This is a genomic window from Candidatus Krumholzibacteriia bacterium, from assembly GCA_029865265.1.
In the GTDB taxonomy this organism is placed as follows: domain Bacteria; phylum Krumholzibacteriota; class Krumholzibacteriia; order WVZY01; family JAKEHA01; genus JAKEHA01.
This window is the reverse complement of record JAOUHG010000015.1, coordinates 19,098-33,975: the sequence shown is the minus strand read 5'-3', so window position 1 is coordinate 33,975 and position 14,878 is coordinate 19,098. Positions and strand designations below refer to the sequence as shown.

Genomic DNA, 14,878 nt, shown 5'->3' with positions numbered 1-14,878 from the left:
GCAATCCTTTCCGGCGGTTCTACCGCTCACGATGCCTTGCGGTTCAATCTTTCACGCAACCCGGCGTACAACTCGCTCGCAATCAACCGATGCCCTTCCGCGTTGGGATGCGAGTCCCAGGGCGCGATCCAGAGCGAGCGGAGATCCGTCCCCTCGAAAGCGGCGGTCATATCGATCACCACCAGACCCGCCTCGCGCGCGATCTCCATCTGCCGGCGCAAATCGGCTTCCTTCTCTTCACCGTACTTGCGCGTATTGGGAATGTAGCCGGCCATGGGCACCACGCCACGTTCATTACAGCGGCGCGCTATCTCTCCGTACAGCCACCGAAGGAGTTCCTCCTGGCGTGGCTTCAGCTTCTGCATGCCCTCGGCAAATGACGTCCCCTTTACCAGACCATTCTGGCGCATGACGTCGTTTATGTACTCGTAAGGCACCGGCAGGCCCAGCTGCGCGGCGTCCGCCACATCCTTGGCCATCCAGTACAGGTCGTCGATTCCTATATAGAGCATGGCGTCCAGGTCGAAATCGAACATGCGCGCGTCCATGTCGATGAGGCGCTGCAACGGACCGTACCCGCCCACCGAGAAGTTCAGAATTTCATAGTGGAGACTGTCTCCGTCTGCATTCAGACGATCTTCCACCAGGTTGTCGTAGACCTCGTCGTCCCCGACCCCCGTGCCCATGTCGTAGGACGCGCCGGTTACCGCGATGCGATAAGTGTTCAACGCCTTGCTCATTTCATACGGGCGATCGCGCATGGCCCACTGGTTGGTGCTCATTTCCGCACCCTTGAACCAGACCTTCTTGTTGGCGATGAGCTCGAAGTCCGGGCAGCCGTCCCGCGGGTGCATGGCCCAGCAGCGCTCCCAGTTGGGCGGTTTCTGCGCGTAGAGATTTCCCAGTCCTTCATTGAAGCGGGCCACATTGGTGAGGTCCTCGTAGTACCCGCGGTCCATCATGGCGGCATCACGGGCGTTCATGCGCGACGACTTAAGACCGTCGATCACGTTGCTGATCCCGGGATCGACCGGATAGACGAGGGGCAGATATGCGAGGAAGAGAATCACCGCGCACGTCGCCGCCACCTCGTAGGCCGGGCGCCAGAACGGGGCGGCCCTGCGCGCCTTCGCCAGCTTCGACCCGGGACTCCCCTGTTCCGAACGCGCGTCCAGGACCTTCAACACCCCGAGACCCGCCAGTACCACCAGGATCACCAGCGCGTCGCCGGCATCCGCCCGCACCAGTTGCCCGAGGATCATGCGGAACTCCGCCATGGACTCCGACGACCAGATCACCCAGCTGAAGCAGACGACCACGAAGGTGCCCACGGTTCGCAGGCCCAGCTTCAGCGCCGCGCCGGACGACAGGCTGGCCTTCTTGAGGCTCCGCCGGCGCCCGTACTTGTTCTCCCACAGCATGTTGCCCAGAACGAGCATACCCATGATCGACCAGAACACGATGTCCTGCCAGATCACCGGGAAGCTGCCGCGGATCCAGAACCACTGGTAGGAGTGGAGCGCCCAGGTCACGAAAAACGCGATCAGCGTGGCCACGATGAGCGACGCCGTCGCGTTAATGCGCTTGCTCAGGCGAAAGTACACCGGATTGAAGAACACCTTCTGCAGGAAGTCCTTCCAGTAGATGTTGATGCGGCGCCAGTAGTCCGTGAAGCTGTCCGAATAGAAGTACTTGTTGTTTGCCGGGCCCAGATTGAAGCCAAACAGGTGCAGCATTCCCACGATCATGTGGAAGCTGCCCGAGATCTTCAGGTACATGAGGTACGCCGTCACGATGAACCGGGCGGCGGCAAGCGGGGTTGCCACCGTGTCCGCGCCGACCATCAGATTCTGATACACCCAGCGGTACAGCAGCAGCTGGATTAACCCCCGGAACATCCACTGGACGCCGGCCTGATAGACGGTCATGTCATCGTCGTCGTAATAGGTGCGACAGAAACTCTTGTAGTCCACCACCGGAAACAGAGGGAAGCACACGTTGGGGAGCATGAAGAAGTACGCCAGCGCGCGCCAGAGGGAGAACGGAGCGGACTTGCTGTGGAGATCGTACAGATAGACGATCATCCGGAACATGAACATCGCGCCAAAAATTGGCCAGATGGCCGCCGACAGAGGCGAGGGGATGCCGCCCGCGCGGACGGCGGCGAGCCCACATCCGGCCACGAGCATCAGCAGGACTCGAACCCGGAAGCGAACCGGCACATGCGCCAGTCCTATGACAACCAGCCCGAGCCCGACGATCTGGGCCGCATTCGACAGCCCCAGCACCGAGTACATGCCCACCAGGGAAACAAGCACGAAGACGGGGAGGCGCAGGCGAACGGGGGCGAAGTGGTTCGCCACGAAACCGACGCACGCCACGCTCAACAGGCGGAAGAATCCCCCGCTCTCGATGGCGAAGGTCCTCACGACGAGCGTTATCAGCAGCAACTGAACCGCAACCGCGGCAAAGCGGAGCAACCGGGCGGGATGGAATCTTCCCCGGCCGGCGTGGATATGCGCACTGATAGTCCGCTGTGACTGGTCGTTCATTGCGATTGTCGGAAATGGGGGTGGGTGCAACCCCGGAGTTCGCCTGGTACGGTGGTAAGCATATCACGTATAGCGAGTTCCGAGCAATGACGCCGCGACTGGCTTTGCCGCCCGGCGCAGGAAGGAGGTGCAACGCGCGCGGTTATGTGGGAGCATGGGTGCCAGCCATGGCGGGATCAACGTGACACGCTGCCTGTTTGCATCCGACCTCCACGGGCGGCTCGATCGCTACGAGAAACTCCTCCGCGAAATCGATACCCGGCGCCCCGCCGCCGTCTTTCTCGGCGGCGACCTCCTGCCCCACGCGTTCCACGACGCAGACTTCATCGGGACCGTCCTGGCTCCCCGCCTCGAGTCACTGCGAACGAACATGCAGGCGGACTATCCGCCCATCTTCGTCGTCCTGGGCAACGACGACCCGCGCACCGAGGAGCCGGCGTGCGCCGCGCTCACCGGGCGCGGCCTGTGGCACTACATCCATGATCGCCGCGTGGAACTCGCCGGGTACGACGTGTACGGCTACGCGTGCGTGCCGCCCACGCCCTTCGGTCTCAAGGACTGGGAGGTGTACGACGTGTCGCGCTACACGCCCCACGGGTGCCTGTCGCCCGAGGAGGGTTTCCGCACCGTGGCGGTGGCACCGGAGAAGATCCGCTACGCGACCATCAGCGAGGACATCAATTCGCTGGCGGAGAACCGGAGCATGCAGCGCGCGGTGTGGCTCTTCCACACGCCGCCCCACGAGACCCGGCTGGACCGCGCCGCGCTGGATGGCAGGGCAATCGACGGCGTGCCACTGGACGTGCACGTGGGTAGCATCGCGGTGCGGCGTTTCATCGAGGAGAAACAGCCGCTCGTCACCCTGCACGGCCACATCCACGAGTCCGCGCGCCTGACCGGAAGCTGGCGCGACCGTATCGGAGAGACGCACCTCTTCAGCGCCGCCCACGACGGCCCCGAGCTGGCCCTGGTCCAGTTCGACCTGGAGAAACCGGCGGACGCGGAGCGCCTGCTGCTGTAGCCGGCAACGTTCAGGAGAGGGGTGGCAGCGCCAGCTCGCGGGCGGCGTCGGTGACCGCGTTGATCTTGGCGGCGAAGCTGCTCTGCTGCTTGATGTCCTCGTCGGTGACGAAGTGTACGTCGAGCAGGCCGTCCACCTGGTAGCCGGTGCGCATGTAGTTCATCTCGGCCAGCGATTTGCTCCAGCCGTCCAGCCACAGCGACAGTTCCTCGCGCTTGCGATCGTCGCCGTCGAAGTGCACGATGAGGTCGAGGTCGCTGGCCGGTCCCGCGGTGGCGTTCTTGGCGCTGCCAAACACGTACATCGCCCGCACCGGGAAGCGCTTGCGGTCGAGATGGGCGGCAATGCGTTCCGCCATGCGCAGGCGCCAGCGCCAGTGATCCTCCCCGGTCTCCGCCACCAGGTAATCGTCGCGCCGCGCCCTGTCCCTGGGCGGCGCCGGTGTGCCCAGGACACCGACCGCCTCGTCCAGATCCGCGTTGAGCAGCACCTGCAGCACCCTTCCGTCGGTCTCGGCGGGCACGTCGATCACGCGCACCACGTCTTCCAGTTCCGAGAACTCGGGGAGGATCTTCGGCAGCGTGTTCCGGGCCCGCCGCAGGAAGTTCTCGTCGAAGATGATGCCCTCGTCATCCGGATAGAGCGGGAGATAGCGGATGTCCGCCTCCACCAGGTCCTGGAAGAAGTGGGTGCCGAATGACAGCTCGGGCAGATACTTGCCCGTCTTGCGCGCTATCTCGATCAATACCGCGGTGTTGTTGATGTCAGAGTAGGTGACGTCCACGCCCAGGCGGATGTCGCCGCGGCTACCCCACCGTCCCGGGCCCATGAGGATGAACTGGCGTTTGGGGAGCACGGCGTTGAGCTTGCTGATGGCACGCCCCACGCGCTTGAGGGTGGCCAGCTCGGTGATGGCGACGTATTTCTCCGGGTCCACGAAGACGATGTGGGTGATGTTCGGGACGTAGCCGTTGGAGATGTACCTGTTGGCGGTGAATACCACGCGGTCGAGCGGTAGATCCGGGGGAATGGGCGCGGGCGCGTGCTTCTCGGTGAAACTCTGCGCGCGGCACTGCAGGAGGTAGAAGTCGTGTCCGTCGTGCGCGAACTCGATGTCCACCGGCGTGCCGAGCTTCTCGCGCAGCAGGGTGAGCAACGCCTGGATCTGCGCCACGAACGGCGTCTCCGTGATCAGCCCCTGGAACGTCACCACGAAGGCGTCCGTCTCCCAGTCGGGCTCCATTCCCACCGGCTTGCGCACGCGATCATGGTCGACCAGCGACACCAGGCGCCGCGCCATGGGGTACGCGTCCCCGACGGCGCGGAACAGTTCCTCCACATCCACCGACTCGATGGTGTTGGTCTCCAGGTTGATTACGTCCATGCGCTTGGGTGAGTAGCGCACCACCTCGTCCGCGGTCACGTTGACCCGCAACCCCGGCTGGCCGGGCGCCAGCAGCACCGGGTAGTCGTCGCTCAGGCGGTCGACCGCGCGCGTTCCCAGGCCCGGCACCATGCGCACCAGCCCGTCCTCGCGCTGGATACGCGCCGACCAGCGGAACTCGTTGTTGCTCAGCGCAACACCGGCGAAGGCGGGCAGGTAGTACTTGCCCACACGCCGCCCCACCACCTCCTGGATCATGATCCCCATCTCCTCGTGCACGTCCAACAGCCCGCGTTGCGCGCGGTACTTGATGGGGTCCGGCCCGAAGATGGACGCGTACACCTCCGCGATGGCGTCCTGCAGCGCTGCCAGGCGTGCGGTCTTGGAGCCCTGGTTGGCGAGGAAGAGGCTCTTGTACTTGCCGGAGAACGCGCTGCCCACGCGGTCCTCGAGCAGGCTCGAGCTGCGCACAATGATGGGGTTGTCGCCGAAGTCGTCCAGCGCGGCCGCGAGCCCCTTGGACACCTCGGACGGGAAGCGGGAGTTCTTCATCACCTGCACCACGCGGGGATACTCCTCACGCACGCGCTCGATCTCGCGGTACTTGCGGTCGTAGATGTCCTCGAGGTTGTTGTAGTGAATGAACGCCAGGATGGTGTCCGAGCTCACGTGCCACGTGCGCGGCACCTTGAGATTCTCAAAGAGACCCGAACCCTCCGGCGCGCGCCGCGCCACCTGCGCGGCCAGGAACAGCCCCGCGCTCTTGCCGCCCAGCTTGCCGTGGCTCTCGGACGAGTGCACGACGCGTGGAAAGATGTCGTAGAAATCCGACAGCGCAAAGTGATCCTTGGCAACGCTGACAAAGGAGGGGTTGTCCGAGAACACGCGCCGCAACAGCGCCGCACGCAACGACGCCTGCACGGAGCGCGACAGCTTGCTCTCGTCCACGTTGGCGCTCTGGAAGCGCAGGATCGCCTCCGCGATGGCCTGCAGCGAGCTGTGCGGGTTCTCCAGGGTGTCGAAGAGGAACGACGCCTTCTCTTCTTCGATCCACGACTCGAGGCACTGCACCAGTTCGTCCTCGGGCCACGATCCGGCCGCGAGATCGAAGGCTTTCTCGGTGATCTTGGTGAGTGCGGCCAGCGCGCGCCGTTCCTGGGGCCGGTTCTCGTCCACCGCCTCGGCGGGCGGAGACTCCATGAGGAACTCCTGCAGGAGGGCGTCGGCTTCCTGGGTTCCGGACTCGCACAGGCGGTTGATCATCTTGCGCGTCACGCGCTCCAGCAGCCGCGGGTCCGTCTTGCGGATGAAGTTCAGGATCACCTTCCAGTCAGGGTGCTCCTGGGTGGATATTGCCCGCGCGTCGTTCCAGCTCTGCAGCGTCGAGCGCAGCTTCTGCTGGAGCAGGAAGAACGCGATGCGCTCCGCAATGGCGTTGATCAGCCGGCGTTCCTCCTTGAGGAACGGACCCTCGTCCGCGTCGGGTCGTGCTTCGGTGTAGAAGACCGCAATCTGCCCGGCGCGCTCGCCCTCCACCACGATGTCCGCCAGCTGTCGCCACTCGGTCTCCACGAACCCCTCGGGCCGGAAGACGGCGCCCCGCACCTCCAGGCGCGCCTGGCAGATGGCCGAGTACTGCCAGCCCTGGGGAATGGTGGCGATGATGCGCGGCGCCATCTCCGCCATGGACAGTCCCCGGATGCTGAGGATTTCGTCCACCGCGTAGAGACAGTTCAGTTCCTTGGCGCGCTCCTGCAGCGCGGCCAGTATCTGTCGGGTTCTCTCTTCTGAATCGGGCATGGTTGTGCGGTTCTCGCTGTGTGCGGTCAGGCGTGCCGGATGACGCCGCGGCCGCTCCTTCCGTCCACCTTGACGCGCAGCGGCGAGTCGCAGCGGACGTGTCGCAGGTGTTCCGTCTCGGTCACCACGGGCAGGGCGTTCAACCAGTCCCAGTCGATACCGGGCTTTTTCTCATGGTGCACGGTGAAATAGCTTACCTCAAAGCTGGTGATGTTGTGGAAGAAATGCGACCCCTGGCTGGGCTCGACGTTCATGTCCGGAAGGGTGGCTTCCACGATCACCTTCGCGCTGGCGATATCGCCCCAGTTCACGGGAATCCCCAGCCACGGGTCAACACTGCCCCAGCGTCCAAAGCCGATCAGGAGGTAACGCCGCTCGTCGTCCATGAGCGTCCGGTTCAGTTGCTCCAGTTCGGCGGCAATGACCCGGGTGGAGCGCGCCTCGAAGCGCTCGGGTTTGACATAGACGACGTCGCAGATGGTGTTCTCGCTGCCGTTCCCCATCACCCGCGGTGACGCCAGCAGCAGGTCGGGCGCTTCGAATTCCGTATCATCGATGGTAACGGTCTCGTCGGACACCACCATGGGCCGCACCTGCAGCAGCGCCAGGCGCGCGCGATCGTTGCGATTGTCGGGAAACGTCGCGGCGAACTCTATCTCCACCGGCGCGCCCACCGATTGCTCGCACAGAGCGAGCAGAGAACGAATTGCGTCGCTGAGTCCGAATTCTCCCATCTCGAGCAGCGGCGAGAAATTGAGAACGCGGGGTCCATCCACGCCGATGCCCGCCACCAGCCGCCCCCGCTCGGCGTCGTAGGTGGACGCGACGAAACGCAGCGTGTCGTCCAGCGCCGCCGCCCGCAGATCTGCATTGATCAGGTATTCCGTCTCCGCGGTGGGATCGTACTCGCGCACATCTCCCATGTTCACGGCCCAGAACTCGAGCTGCGTGTTCTTCATCTGGTCGGACACCGACGCAAACGGCGGCGGCGCGGCAGGATGCGCGGGCGAATACGGCCACGAGATGCCGCCGTCCACGATGGTCTTGCCCAGGCCGAGCGCCAGGTTCACGACGCCTTCCCGCGGCGCGGCGCCACCCGTCGGATAGAAGTTGTACGATCGCCCCACCCCGGACAGGTGCGGGTAGTAGCGGTCGAAGTGCCGTTCGCCCACCACCTCCTGGATGATCACCGCCATCTTCTCGTCGGTCACCGTGCGGCCCGCGGCGCGAATGTAGCCCTTCGCACCCTTCGAGTAGACCGACGCATAAACGAACTTGATTGCCTCCACCAGGCGGTGGAAGCGCTCGTCGGGGTCAGACTGGTTGTTGGGAATCATCTTGGTCTGGTAGACGCCGGCGAAGGGGCGAAACATCGCGTCCTCGAGGAGGCTGGACGAGCGGATGGCGAGCGGTGAATGCACGTCTTCGATGAGTGCGCGCAGATCGCCGACCACCTCCACCGGCAGGTCTCCCTTCTGGAAGGCCAGTGCGATGCGGTCGTCGGCCGCATCGGAGCAGGCGACTTCGGCGAGGCCGTTTCTCGCGATGAAATGATCGAAGACGTCGGTGGCGAGAACGGCGGAGGTGGGAATGTCGACGGAGACGGCGGCGTGGCCGGCGGAGGCGAGTTCCGTCCGGATGGAAACGAGCCCCTCCGCCTTGCCGCCCAGCTCCCCGTCACCGATCCGGGAGAACGACTCCCCCGACGTGAAGAAGGCTCTGCCGAAGCGGGGGATGTCGCTCGCGCGGTCCTTCGTCATGCACGCTCTTTTCTATACCCAGCCTCGGTCCCGGCAGGCCCTCGCAACCCGGTCGATCGCGATCATGTACGCGGCGCTGCGCATGGGCACGTCCTTCTTCTGCGCCAGTTCGCTCACGGTGGCGAAGGCGGAGGTCATCTTGAGATCGAGACGGCCCAGCACGTCGTCCTTGGGCCAGTAGTAGTTCATGTTGCTCTGCACCTGCTCGAAGTAGCTGCACACCACCCCGCCGGCGTTGGCCAGGAAATCCGGGATGAGGAAGATCTTCCTCTCGTCGATGTGCGCGTCCGCTTCCGGCGTGGTGGGGCCGTTGGCGCCCTCCGCGATGAATCTTACGGAGCGCGAAATCTCGCGCACGTTCTCACCCGTAATCTGGTTCTCCAGCGCGGCGGGGATCAGAATGTCGACCTCCTGCGCGATCCACTTGTCGCCGGGCATGAGCTCGTAGCCGAGGTCGCGCGCCTTCGCCTTGTCGATCCCGCCGTAGCGATCGGTGACGGCCAGCAGTTCGTCCACGTCCACGCCGCCCTTGCGATGGAACGCGTACGAGGTCTGGTCGGCCTGGTCCCACGACGACACGCAGGTCACGGTGCCGCCCAGCATCTGGTAGAGCCGCACGGCAAACTGCCCCACGTTGCCGAAGCCCTGCACGCTGGCGGTGGTGTTCTTGATATTGATGTCCAGCTGCTTGAGCGCCTCGCGCAGCGTGAAGATGACGCCGTAGCCCGTCGCCTCCGAGCGGCCCAGCGAGCCGCCCATGCCGACCGGCTTGCCGGTGATGGTCCCCGGCAGCCGCTGGCCGTGGATGTGTTCGAACTCGTCCAGGATCCACAGCATATGCTGGGCGTTGGTCATGACGTCCGGCGCGGGAATGTCGATGGCGGGGCCGAGGTTCTGCGCGAGCTGGCGCACCCACCCGCGGCACACGCGTTCCTGCTCCATCATGCTCAGGTTGTGCGGGTCGCACACCACGCCGCCTTTGGCACCGCCCAGGGGGATGTCGGCGATGGCGCACTTCCACGTCATCCACATGGCGAGTGCGCGCACGGTGTCCAGCGTCTCGAGCGGGTGGAAACGAATGCCGCCCTTGCACGGGCCACGCGCGTCGTTGTGCTGCACGCGGAAGCCGCGGAAGACCTTCACGGTGCCGTCGTCCATGCGCACCGGGATGGCAAAGGAAAACTCGCGCAGGGGGTTGCGGAGCAACTGCCGGGTTCCGTCGTCCAGACCGATGGTCTCGGCGATGGTGTCGAATTGAGACTGGGCTACTTCAAATGAGTTGTATGGTTTGTATGCCACGGTTGGTCTGCCTTCTCGAGGATGTGCGGCTTTACTGGGCGCCGGCCGACGCTTGTGAATAGTATCGCCAAATAAACACCAGACTGTCCACTATTTTCAGGGCACGCGCGTTTGACGCTGCGGCAAAGCGGCCCGTACAATGGCGCGGCGGAACCCTCGAACCTTCAACGCAGTACGCCCATGACCCAGACCCCAGAGCGCGGAATCACCTCCCCCGGCCTCCGCGTTGCGTGGCGCTTCCAGCCCCATCCACCCGGCCGGTCACCGGTGCACAGCGACGAGCACCTCGCGGCGGATGCCGGGCACCCGGCCGGGTACCCGTTCGAGGCGATCCGGGGGCCGTGCGGGCTGCTGTGCCTGGAGGGGCAGGTCTACGGCGGACAGCGCGCGGCCCTGCTCAAGCGCATCGAGGATCTCTGCACCAGGGCCCACGACGATGAGGCGCTGGCGCGCGAACTGCGCGCGGCGGTGGAGTCGGTGGACGGTGACTTTGCGCTCCTGTGGTACGACACCGGCGCGCGGCGCGTGGCGCTGGCCGCGGACCGCTTCGGCCGGCTTCCCCTCTATTATGGAGCGACACCGCGGGGCATGTTCATGTCCCGCGACCAGGCCTTCGTGCTCAGGCAGACCGGCGAGCGCGGTATCGACACCACCGCATTCGCGCAGCTGCTGCTCTTCGGATATCCGCTGGGGGCGCGAACACTCGCGGCCGGCGTATCGCGCCTGCTTCCGCGCGAGGTGCTGGTGGCGTCGCGCGACGGCTGGCGGCTCTTTCCCTCCCCGGGATCGCCCTTCCGGCGTTCGGTTCGAGAGAATCTTCCGCGCGACAAACACGCACTGGCGCGCGAGCTGCGCGACGCCTTCGTGGCTTCCTGCCGTGACCGCGGCATGATCGACGCAGGCAGTCACGTCCTCTCGCTCAGCGGCGGTATCGATTCGCGCACCACCGGTGCGGGCATGCGCGCGGTGTTGCCATCCTTTGCCGCGGTGACCTTTGCCGCACCCGGTTCGAACCACGCCGATGAGCGCGACGTCGCCGCCACGGTGGCACGCACACTCGGCGCCGAGTGGCGGTCCTACGAGTGTGATTTTGCCAGCCGCGCGAACATCGACGGCATCGTGCGCATGAAACTCGGCTTGAATCCGGCGGACGTGGCGTTCGGAATCGACTATGTGCGGCGGGTGAAGCGCGACTTCCCCGGCCCGGTGGCATTCTGGACCGGCGAGGGCGCGGACAAGCTGCTGTGCGAGCACCGCGCCATTGCCCGCTCACCGAAGCCGGAGCAATTGGTGCGGTTCATCATCGAGAAGAACGCGGTGATGCCGCCGGAACGGGTGACGGCTCTGGCGGGTGTTTCCGTGGACGAAATGGTGGAGAGCATTCGCGCCACGCTTGCGGATGATATCGAGCCGGAAGATGCCTACGTGCACTTCCTGCTCTCGCAGCGAGTGGTGCGCTTCCACGACGAGGGTGAGGACCGCCACCGCTGCGCAGTGTGGCCGGTTTCACCCTTCTTCGGCGGGGACTTCGTTTCCCTGGCCCGCGCCATCCCGGGCCGCATGAAGCGCGAGCGGCGCCTGTACCGCGCCTTCCTGCGCGAGCTGGCCCCGGACATGGCCGCGCTCCCCCTGGCGGGCGGGCACGCCGCGCCGGCCTCGCTGCGCTTCGCGCTCGAGTATGCGCTGCGCGACGCGCTGCGCAACAACCCGGCCACGTCCGCTCTGCACCGGCGCGTGCGCGCGGCGCGTGGCGCGCGCCGCGCACCCGGCGGGCCCTGGCACGCAATGCTCGGGCGCCTCGTGGACGAAGGCGGGGTTCCGGAACCGTTGCGCGCGGCGGAGGTTCGTCGCATCGTATCCGGCGAGGTGCCGGCGTCGCCGTTCGCGCTGTGCATGATCCTCACCACCGCGCTGGCGGTGCGCGCCATTCACGGCGGTGTGGAGCCATGACGCGGCGCATTCTCGTGGTCACGCCGTGGAAACGCCGCTGGGAGATGGGCGGCGGCGCCGGTCTCGCCGACGACTACTACTTCATCCGCGGCTTCACGCAGCGCGGCTACGAGGTGCACTACCTCTCGCCGCGCTACCGCGGCGCGGACGTCACCATGGACGGCTACGTCGTCCATGAGTTCCCCGACTTCTTCCTCGCCACCGAGGCGTGGCCCACGTTCCTCAAGCGGCCGTTGTGGCCGCTGCTCTTCACCGCGTGGGTGGTCGTTCGCGGTCTTGCCGTCGTGCGGCGCTTCCCGCCCTCGCTCGTGCTGGGGCAGACGCACCTGGGTGCCGCCGCGGTCCGCATGCTCGCGCGCCACGCGGGGGTGCCGTCGGTCGTCAAGCTGTTCGGCGTGGTCGAACTGGACCGCACGGACTGGCCGCGCGCGAAGTACCTGCGCAAGAACGCGGAACAGATTGCGGCGTTCAAGGTGCCGCAGGACGCGTGGATCATTCTGGATGACGGCACCGGCGGTGCGCAGGCGGCGCTGCGCAACGGCGTGCCAGCCGGGAAGATCCACGCGCTGCCCAACGGCGTCAACCTGGAGTGGGGCGGGCGGCTGCCCGGCCCGGACGCGCGCGCGCGCTACCGGATCCCCGACGGAACCGCGGTGGTGCTCATGCTCTCGCGGCTCACCGGGTGGAAGCGGCCCGACCTGTTCATCCGCGCCATGCCCGCCATGGTTGAAGCCGCGCGCCGGCCGGTGGTGTTTGTCATTGCCGGCGACGGACCCCTGCGCGCATCCTGCGAGGCGCTGGCCGCGCGCCTGGGGGTGGCGGACTCGGTGCGTTTCCTGGGCCCGGTGGCGCACGACGACGTGCCGGACCTGATGTCGCTGGCCACCGTGTTCGTATCCACCAACGAGCGCTCCAACCGCGGCATTCCCGTGTGCGAGGCGATGGTGTGCGGCGTGCCGGTGGTTGCCTTCGACGCGGGCGATACCCGCGCGGTGGTGCGCGACGGTGAGAACGGACGGCTGGTCGCGGAGGGCGACCTTCCCGGCTTTGCGCGCGCCGTGGCGGCGATGGTCAACGACGAGATGACGCGAAACGCCATGGGCGAGGGGGCGCGCCGCTTCGCGCGCCGGCACTTCACCGGGTGGGACGAGCGCATCTCCATGGAGGCGGACATCGTTGAAGCACTGCTGAAACACCACGGCGAAACCGGATGAGCATGCGCGCGCGCCTGCAGAACATCTCGTTGCTCGCGGCGTCGATCCTGTTCGTGGAGCTTCTCCTGCGTCTCTTCGACCCCATCGGCATCGCCTACTTTGCGGGCCTGCGTGAGTACAACGACCTGCTCGAGTTCGGCGCACCGTGGGGGTACTTGCACCGGCCCGACCAGCGCGCGCGCATCCAGGGGGTGGAGATCACGATCAACCAGCACGGGCTGCGCGGGGCCCCGGCATCCGTCGAGAAGCCGGCAGGAACGAAGCGACTGATGATTCTGGGCGATTCCGTCGTGTTCGGCTGGGGGGCGCCGCAGGATTCCATCTTCCCCGCACGCATCCAGCGCCGCCTCGCGGCGCGCGACACGTCCATCGAGGTGATCGCCGCGGGCGTCGCCTCCTGGAACACACGGACCGAGTACGAGTGGCTGCGTACGCGCGGATTGGCATTTGCGCCGGACGTGCTGCTGTTGCTCGTGGTCTACAACGACGCGGACCCCATCCACGTGGGCCATACCGACGTCCCCCGCGACAGTTTGCTCGGCGCGGCCACGCCGCACCGCGTGCTGGCACGGGTACTGCGCGACGCATGGAAGCGGGCCTACCAGGGATCCCGCATCTGCGCAACCATCCAGTACGCGCGCGTGTTCGCGCGCCAGCAGAGCCTCGAGTCCGCGGGGTACCCACCCGGCTCGCCGCAGTGGCGCGACGCGCGGCTGGCGCTGGACGGCGTCATCAATCTGTGCGAAGCCAATGGGATCGACCTGGTGGTGTTTCTCTACGGCGACGAGAGGCGCGTGGAATTGAGCGGCGTGCTGCGCGCGTACAGCGACCACCTGGCCGCGCGCGGGATCACCCCCCACACGCTGCCGCCGATCCTCTTCGATGACCGGCGCTACCACAACTCGGTCGTTGACCCGCACGAGAACGCCGCGGGGCACGCGGTGCTGGAGCAGGCCATCGCGCCGGTGGTTCTACCGCGCTTGTGAAAGAAGTGATTACTCCCACAGCGGGAGTGAATGTAAAGATCACGCCCGCAGACGCGACACTGTTTCAGCCAGGTCCGGCACGCCAAGTTTCCCACACAGTGCGGCAAAGGAATCCGTGGGGCCGCGCCACTCCAGTTCGTCGACCGACTCGAAGACCGGCGCGTCCGTGCGCAGCGTGGCGATGTCGCGGAACAGGCGTGCATCGGCTTCGTGTTCGCGCAGTGACGCGGCGAGCGCCACCGCACCCCGGATGGGCACCTCCCACTGCGCCGGGTCGTGTGGAATCGCCTCGAGGTGCTCGTAGCGCGCCAGCACCGCCGACGCGCTCTTCGCACCCCAGCGGGGCACACCCGGGAAGCCGTCGGACGCATCCCCCACCAGCCCCAGGTAGTCCGGTATCGACAACGGCCCCACGCCGAACTTCTCCCGCACGCCGTCCTCGTTGCGAATCGCACCCCGGCGCCGGTCGAACTGAACCACGAAGTCTCCGCGCACGCACTGCGCGAGGTCCTTGTCCGGCGTGCAGATGAAGATGCGTTTCACGCGCGGGTCGGTTTGCGCGCGCGCGGCCGCGGCGGCGAGGCCATCGTCCGCCTCTTCTTCCACCATTGCCCACACCACCACACCCATCGCGCGCAGCGCCGCTTCCAGGGGATGAAACTGCCGCCACAGCGCGGGATCGATCCCCTCGCCGGTCTTGTAGCCCGCGTACATCTGGTTACGGAACGACTCCACCACGTGGTCGGTGGCAACGCCCACGTGGGTGGCGCCGTCGCGGAGCATGGCGGCGATGGAGTTGAGCACCCCCACCAGCGCACCCACCTCGTTGCCGTCCGCGTCGAGGCGCGACGGCAGCGCGTAGTAGTGCCGGAAGAGTTCGTAGGTCCCGTCGACGAGGTGGACATTCATGGC

The 14,878-nt window shown here is 66.2% G+C and carries 9 protein-coding genes; 4 read left to right on the top strand and 5 right to left on the bottom strand.

Annotation, left to right across the window (positions count from 1 at the left end; translation table 11 throughout):
• Positions 1 to 26 precede the first annotated feature (26 nt).
• Positions 27 to 2,429: an SGNH/GDSL hydrolase family protein gene (locus tag OEX18_08820; GenBank protein ID MDH4337358.1), complete on the bottom strand. Its 2,403-nt coding sequence runs from the start codon at positions 2,427 to 2,429 to the stop codon at positions 27 to 29.
• Between the two features lie 277 nt (positions 2,430 to 2,706).
• Here OEX18_08820 and OEX18_08815 point away from each other — a divergent pair, with 277 nt between their 5' ends.
• Complete coding sequence (locus OEX18_08815; protein ID MDH4337357.1) at positions 2,707 to 3,573, top strand: metallophosphoesterase; 867 nt, start codon at positions 2,707 to 2,709, stop codon at positions 3,571 to 3,573.
• 10 nt (positions 3,574 to 3,583) lie between these two features.
• On the opposite strand, the gene OEX18_08810 is transcribed toward OEX18_08815, so the two are convergent.
• From OEX18_08810 to OEX18_08800, 3 genes are read right to left on the bottom strand one after another with little or no spacing between them, the layout of a single operon-like run.
• Positions 3,584 to 6,757 (bottom strand): nucleotidyltransferase domain-containing protein, encoded by a 3,174-nt coding sequence (locus OEX18_08810; GenBank protein MDH4337356.1) that lies wholly within the window; start codon positions 6,755 to 6,757, stop codon positions 3,584 to 3,586.
• A gap of 26 nt (positions 6,758 to 6,783) precedes the next feature.
• Entirely contained in the window at positions 6,784 to 8,517 is a 1,734-nt protein-coding gene (locus OEX18_08805; protein ID MDH4337355.1) for a PEP/pyruvate-binding domain-containing protein, read from the bottom strand.
• A 12-nt stretch (positions 8,518 to 8,529) separates the two neighbouring features.
• Positions 8,530 to 9,816, bottom strand: coding sequence for a Glu/Leu/Phe/Val dehydrogenase (locus OEX18_08800; protein MDH4337354.1), 1,287 nt, complete (start codon positions 9,814 to 9,816; stop codon positions 8,530 to 8,532).
• Positions 9,817 to 9,996: 180 nt separating this feature from the next.
• Between OEX18_08800 and OEX18_08795 the strand changes: the two genes are divergently transcribed.
• Genes OEX18_08795 through OEX18_08785 form a run of 3 tightly spaced genes read left to right on the top strand, consistent with a single transcriptional unit; the run spans position 9,997 to position 13,966 of the window.
• Entirely contained in the window at positions 9,997 to 11,766 is a 1,770-nt protein-coding gene (locus OEX18_08795; protein MDH4337353.1) for an asparagine synthase-related protein, read from the top strand.
• Entirely contained in the window at positions 11,763 to 12,980 is a 1,218-nt protein-coding gene (locus OEX18_08790) for a glycosyltransferase family 4 protein (GenBank protein ID MDH4337352.1), read from the top strand. Before OEX18_08795 ends, OEX18_08790 begins: the two co-directional genes overlap by 4 nt.
• Positions 12,981 to 12,982: 2 nt before the next feature.
• Positions 12,983 to 13,966, top strand: coding sequence for a hypothetical protein (locus OEX18_08785; protein ID MDH4337351.1), 984 nt, complete (start codon positions 12,983 to 12,985; stop codon positions 13,964 to 13,966).
• 39 nt (positions 13,967 to 14,005) lie between these two features.
• Here the strand turns inward: OEX18_08785 and OEX18_08780 are convergent, their stop codons facing one another.
• On the bottom strand, positions 14,006 to 14,875 hold the full coding sequence (locus OEX18_08780) for a flap endonuclease (protein MDH4337350.1): 870 nt from the start codon (positions 14,873 to 14,875) through the stop codon (positions 14,006 to 14,008).
• Positions 14,876 to 14,878: the final 3 nt, after the last annotated feature.

Coding starts and splice junctions, on each gene's coding strand:
- OEX18_08815 (MDH4337357.1), top strand. CDS start 2,707: ATGGGTGCCAGCCATGGCGGGATCAACGTGACACGCTGCCTGTTTGCA.
- OEX18_08810 (MDH4337356.1), bottom strand. CDS start 6,757: ATGCCCGATTCAGAAGAGAGAACCCGACAGATACTGGCCGCGCTGCAG.
- OEX18_08805 (MDH4337355.1), bottom strand. CDS start 8,517: ATGACGAAGGACCGCGCGAGCGACATCCCCCGCTTCGGCAGAGCCTTC.
- OEX18_08795 (MDH4337353.1), top strand. CDS start 9,997: ATGACCCAGACCCCAGAGCGCGGAATCACCTCCCCCGGCCTCCGCGTT.
- OEX18_08790 (MDH4337352.1), top strand. CDS start 11,763: ATGACGCGGCGCATTCTCGTGGTCACGCCGTGGAAACGCCGCTGGGAG.
- OEX18_08785 (MDH4337351.1), top strand. CDS start 12,983: ATGCGCGCGCGCCTGCAGAACATCTCGTTGCTCGCGGCGTCGATCCTG.
- OEX18_08780 (MDH4337350.1), bottom strand. CDS start 14,875: ATGAATGTCCACCTCGTCGACGGGACCTACGAACTCTTCCGGCACTAC.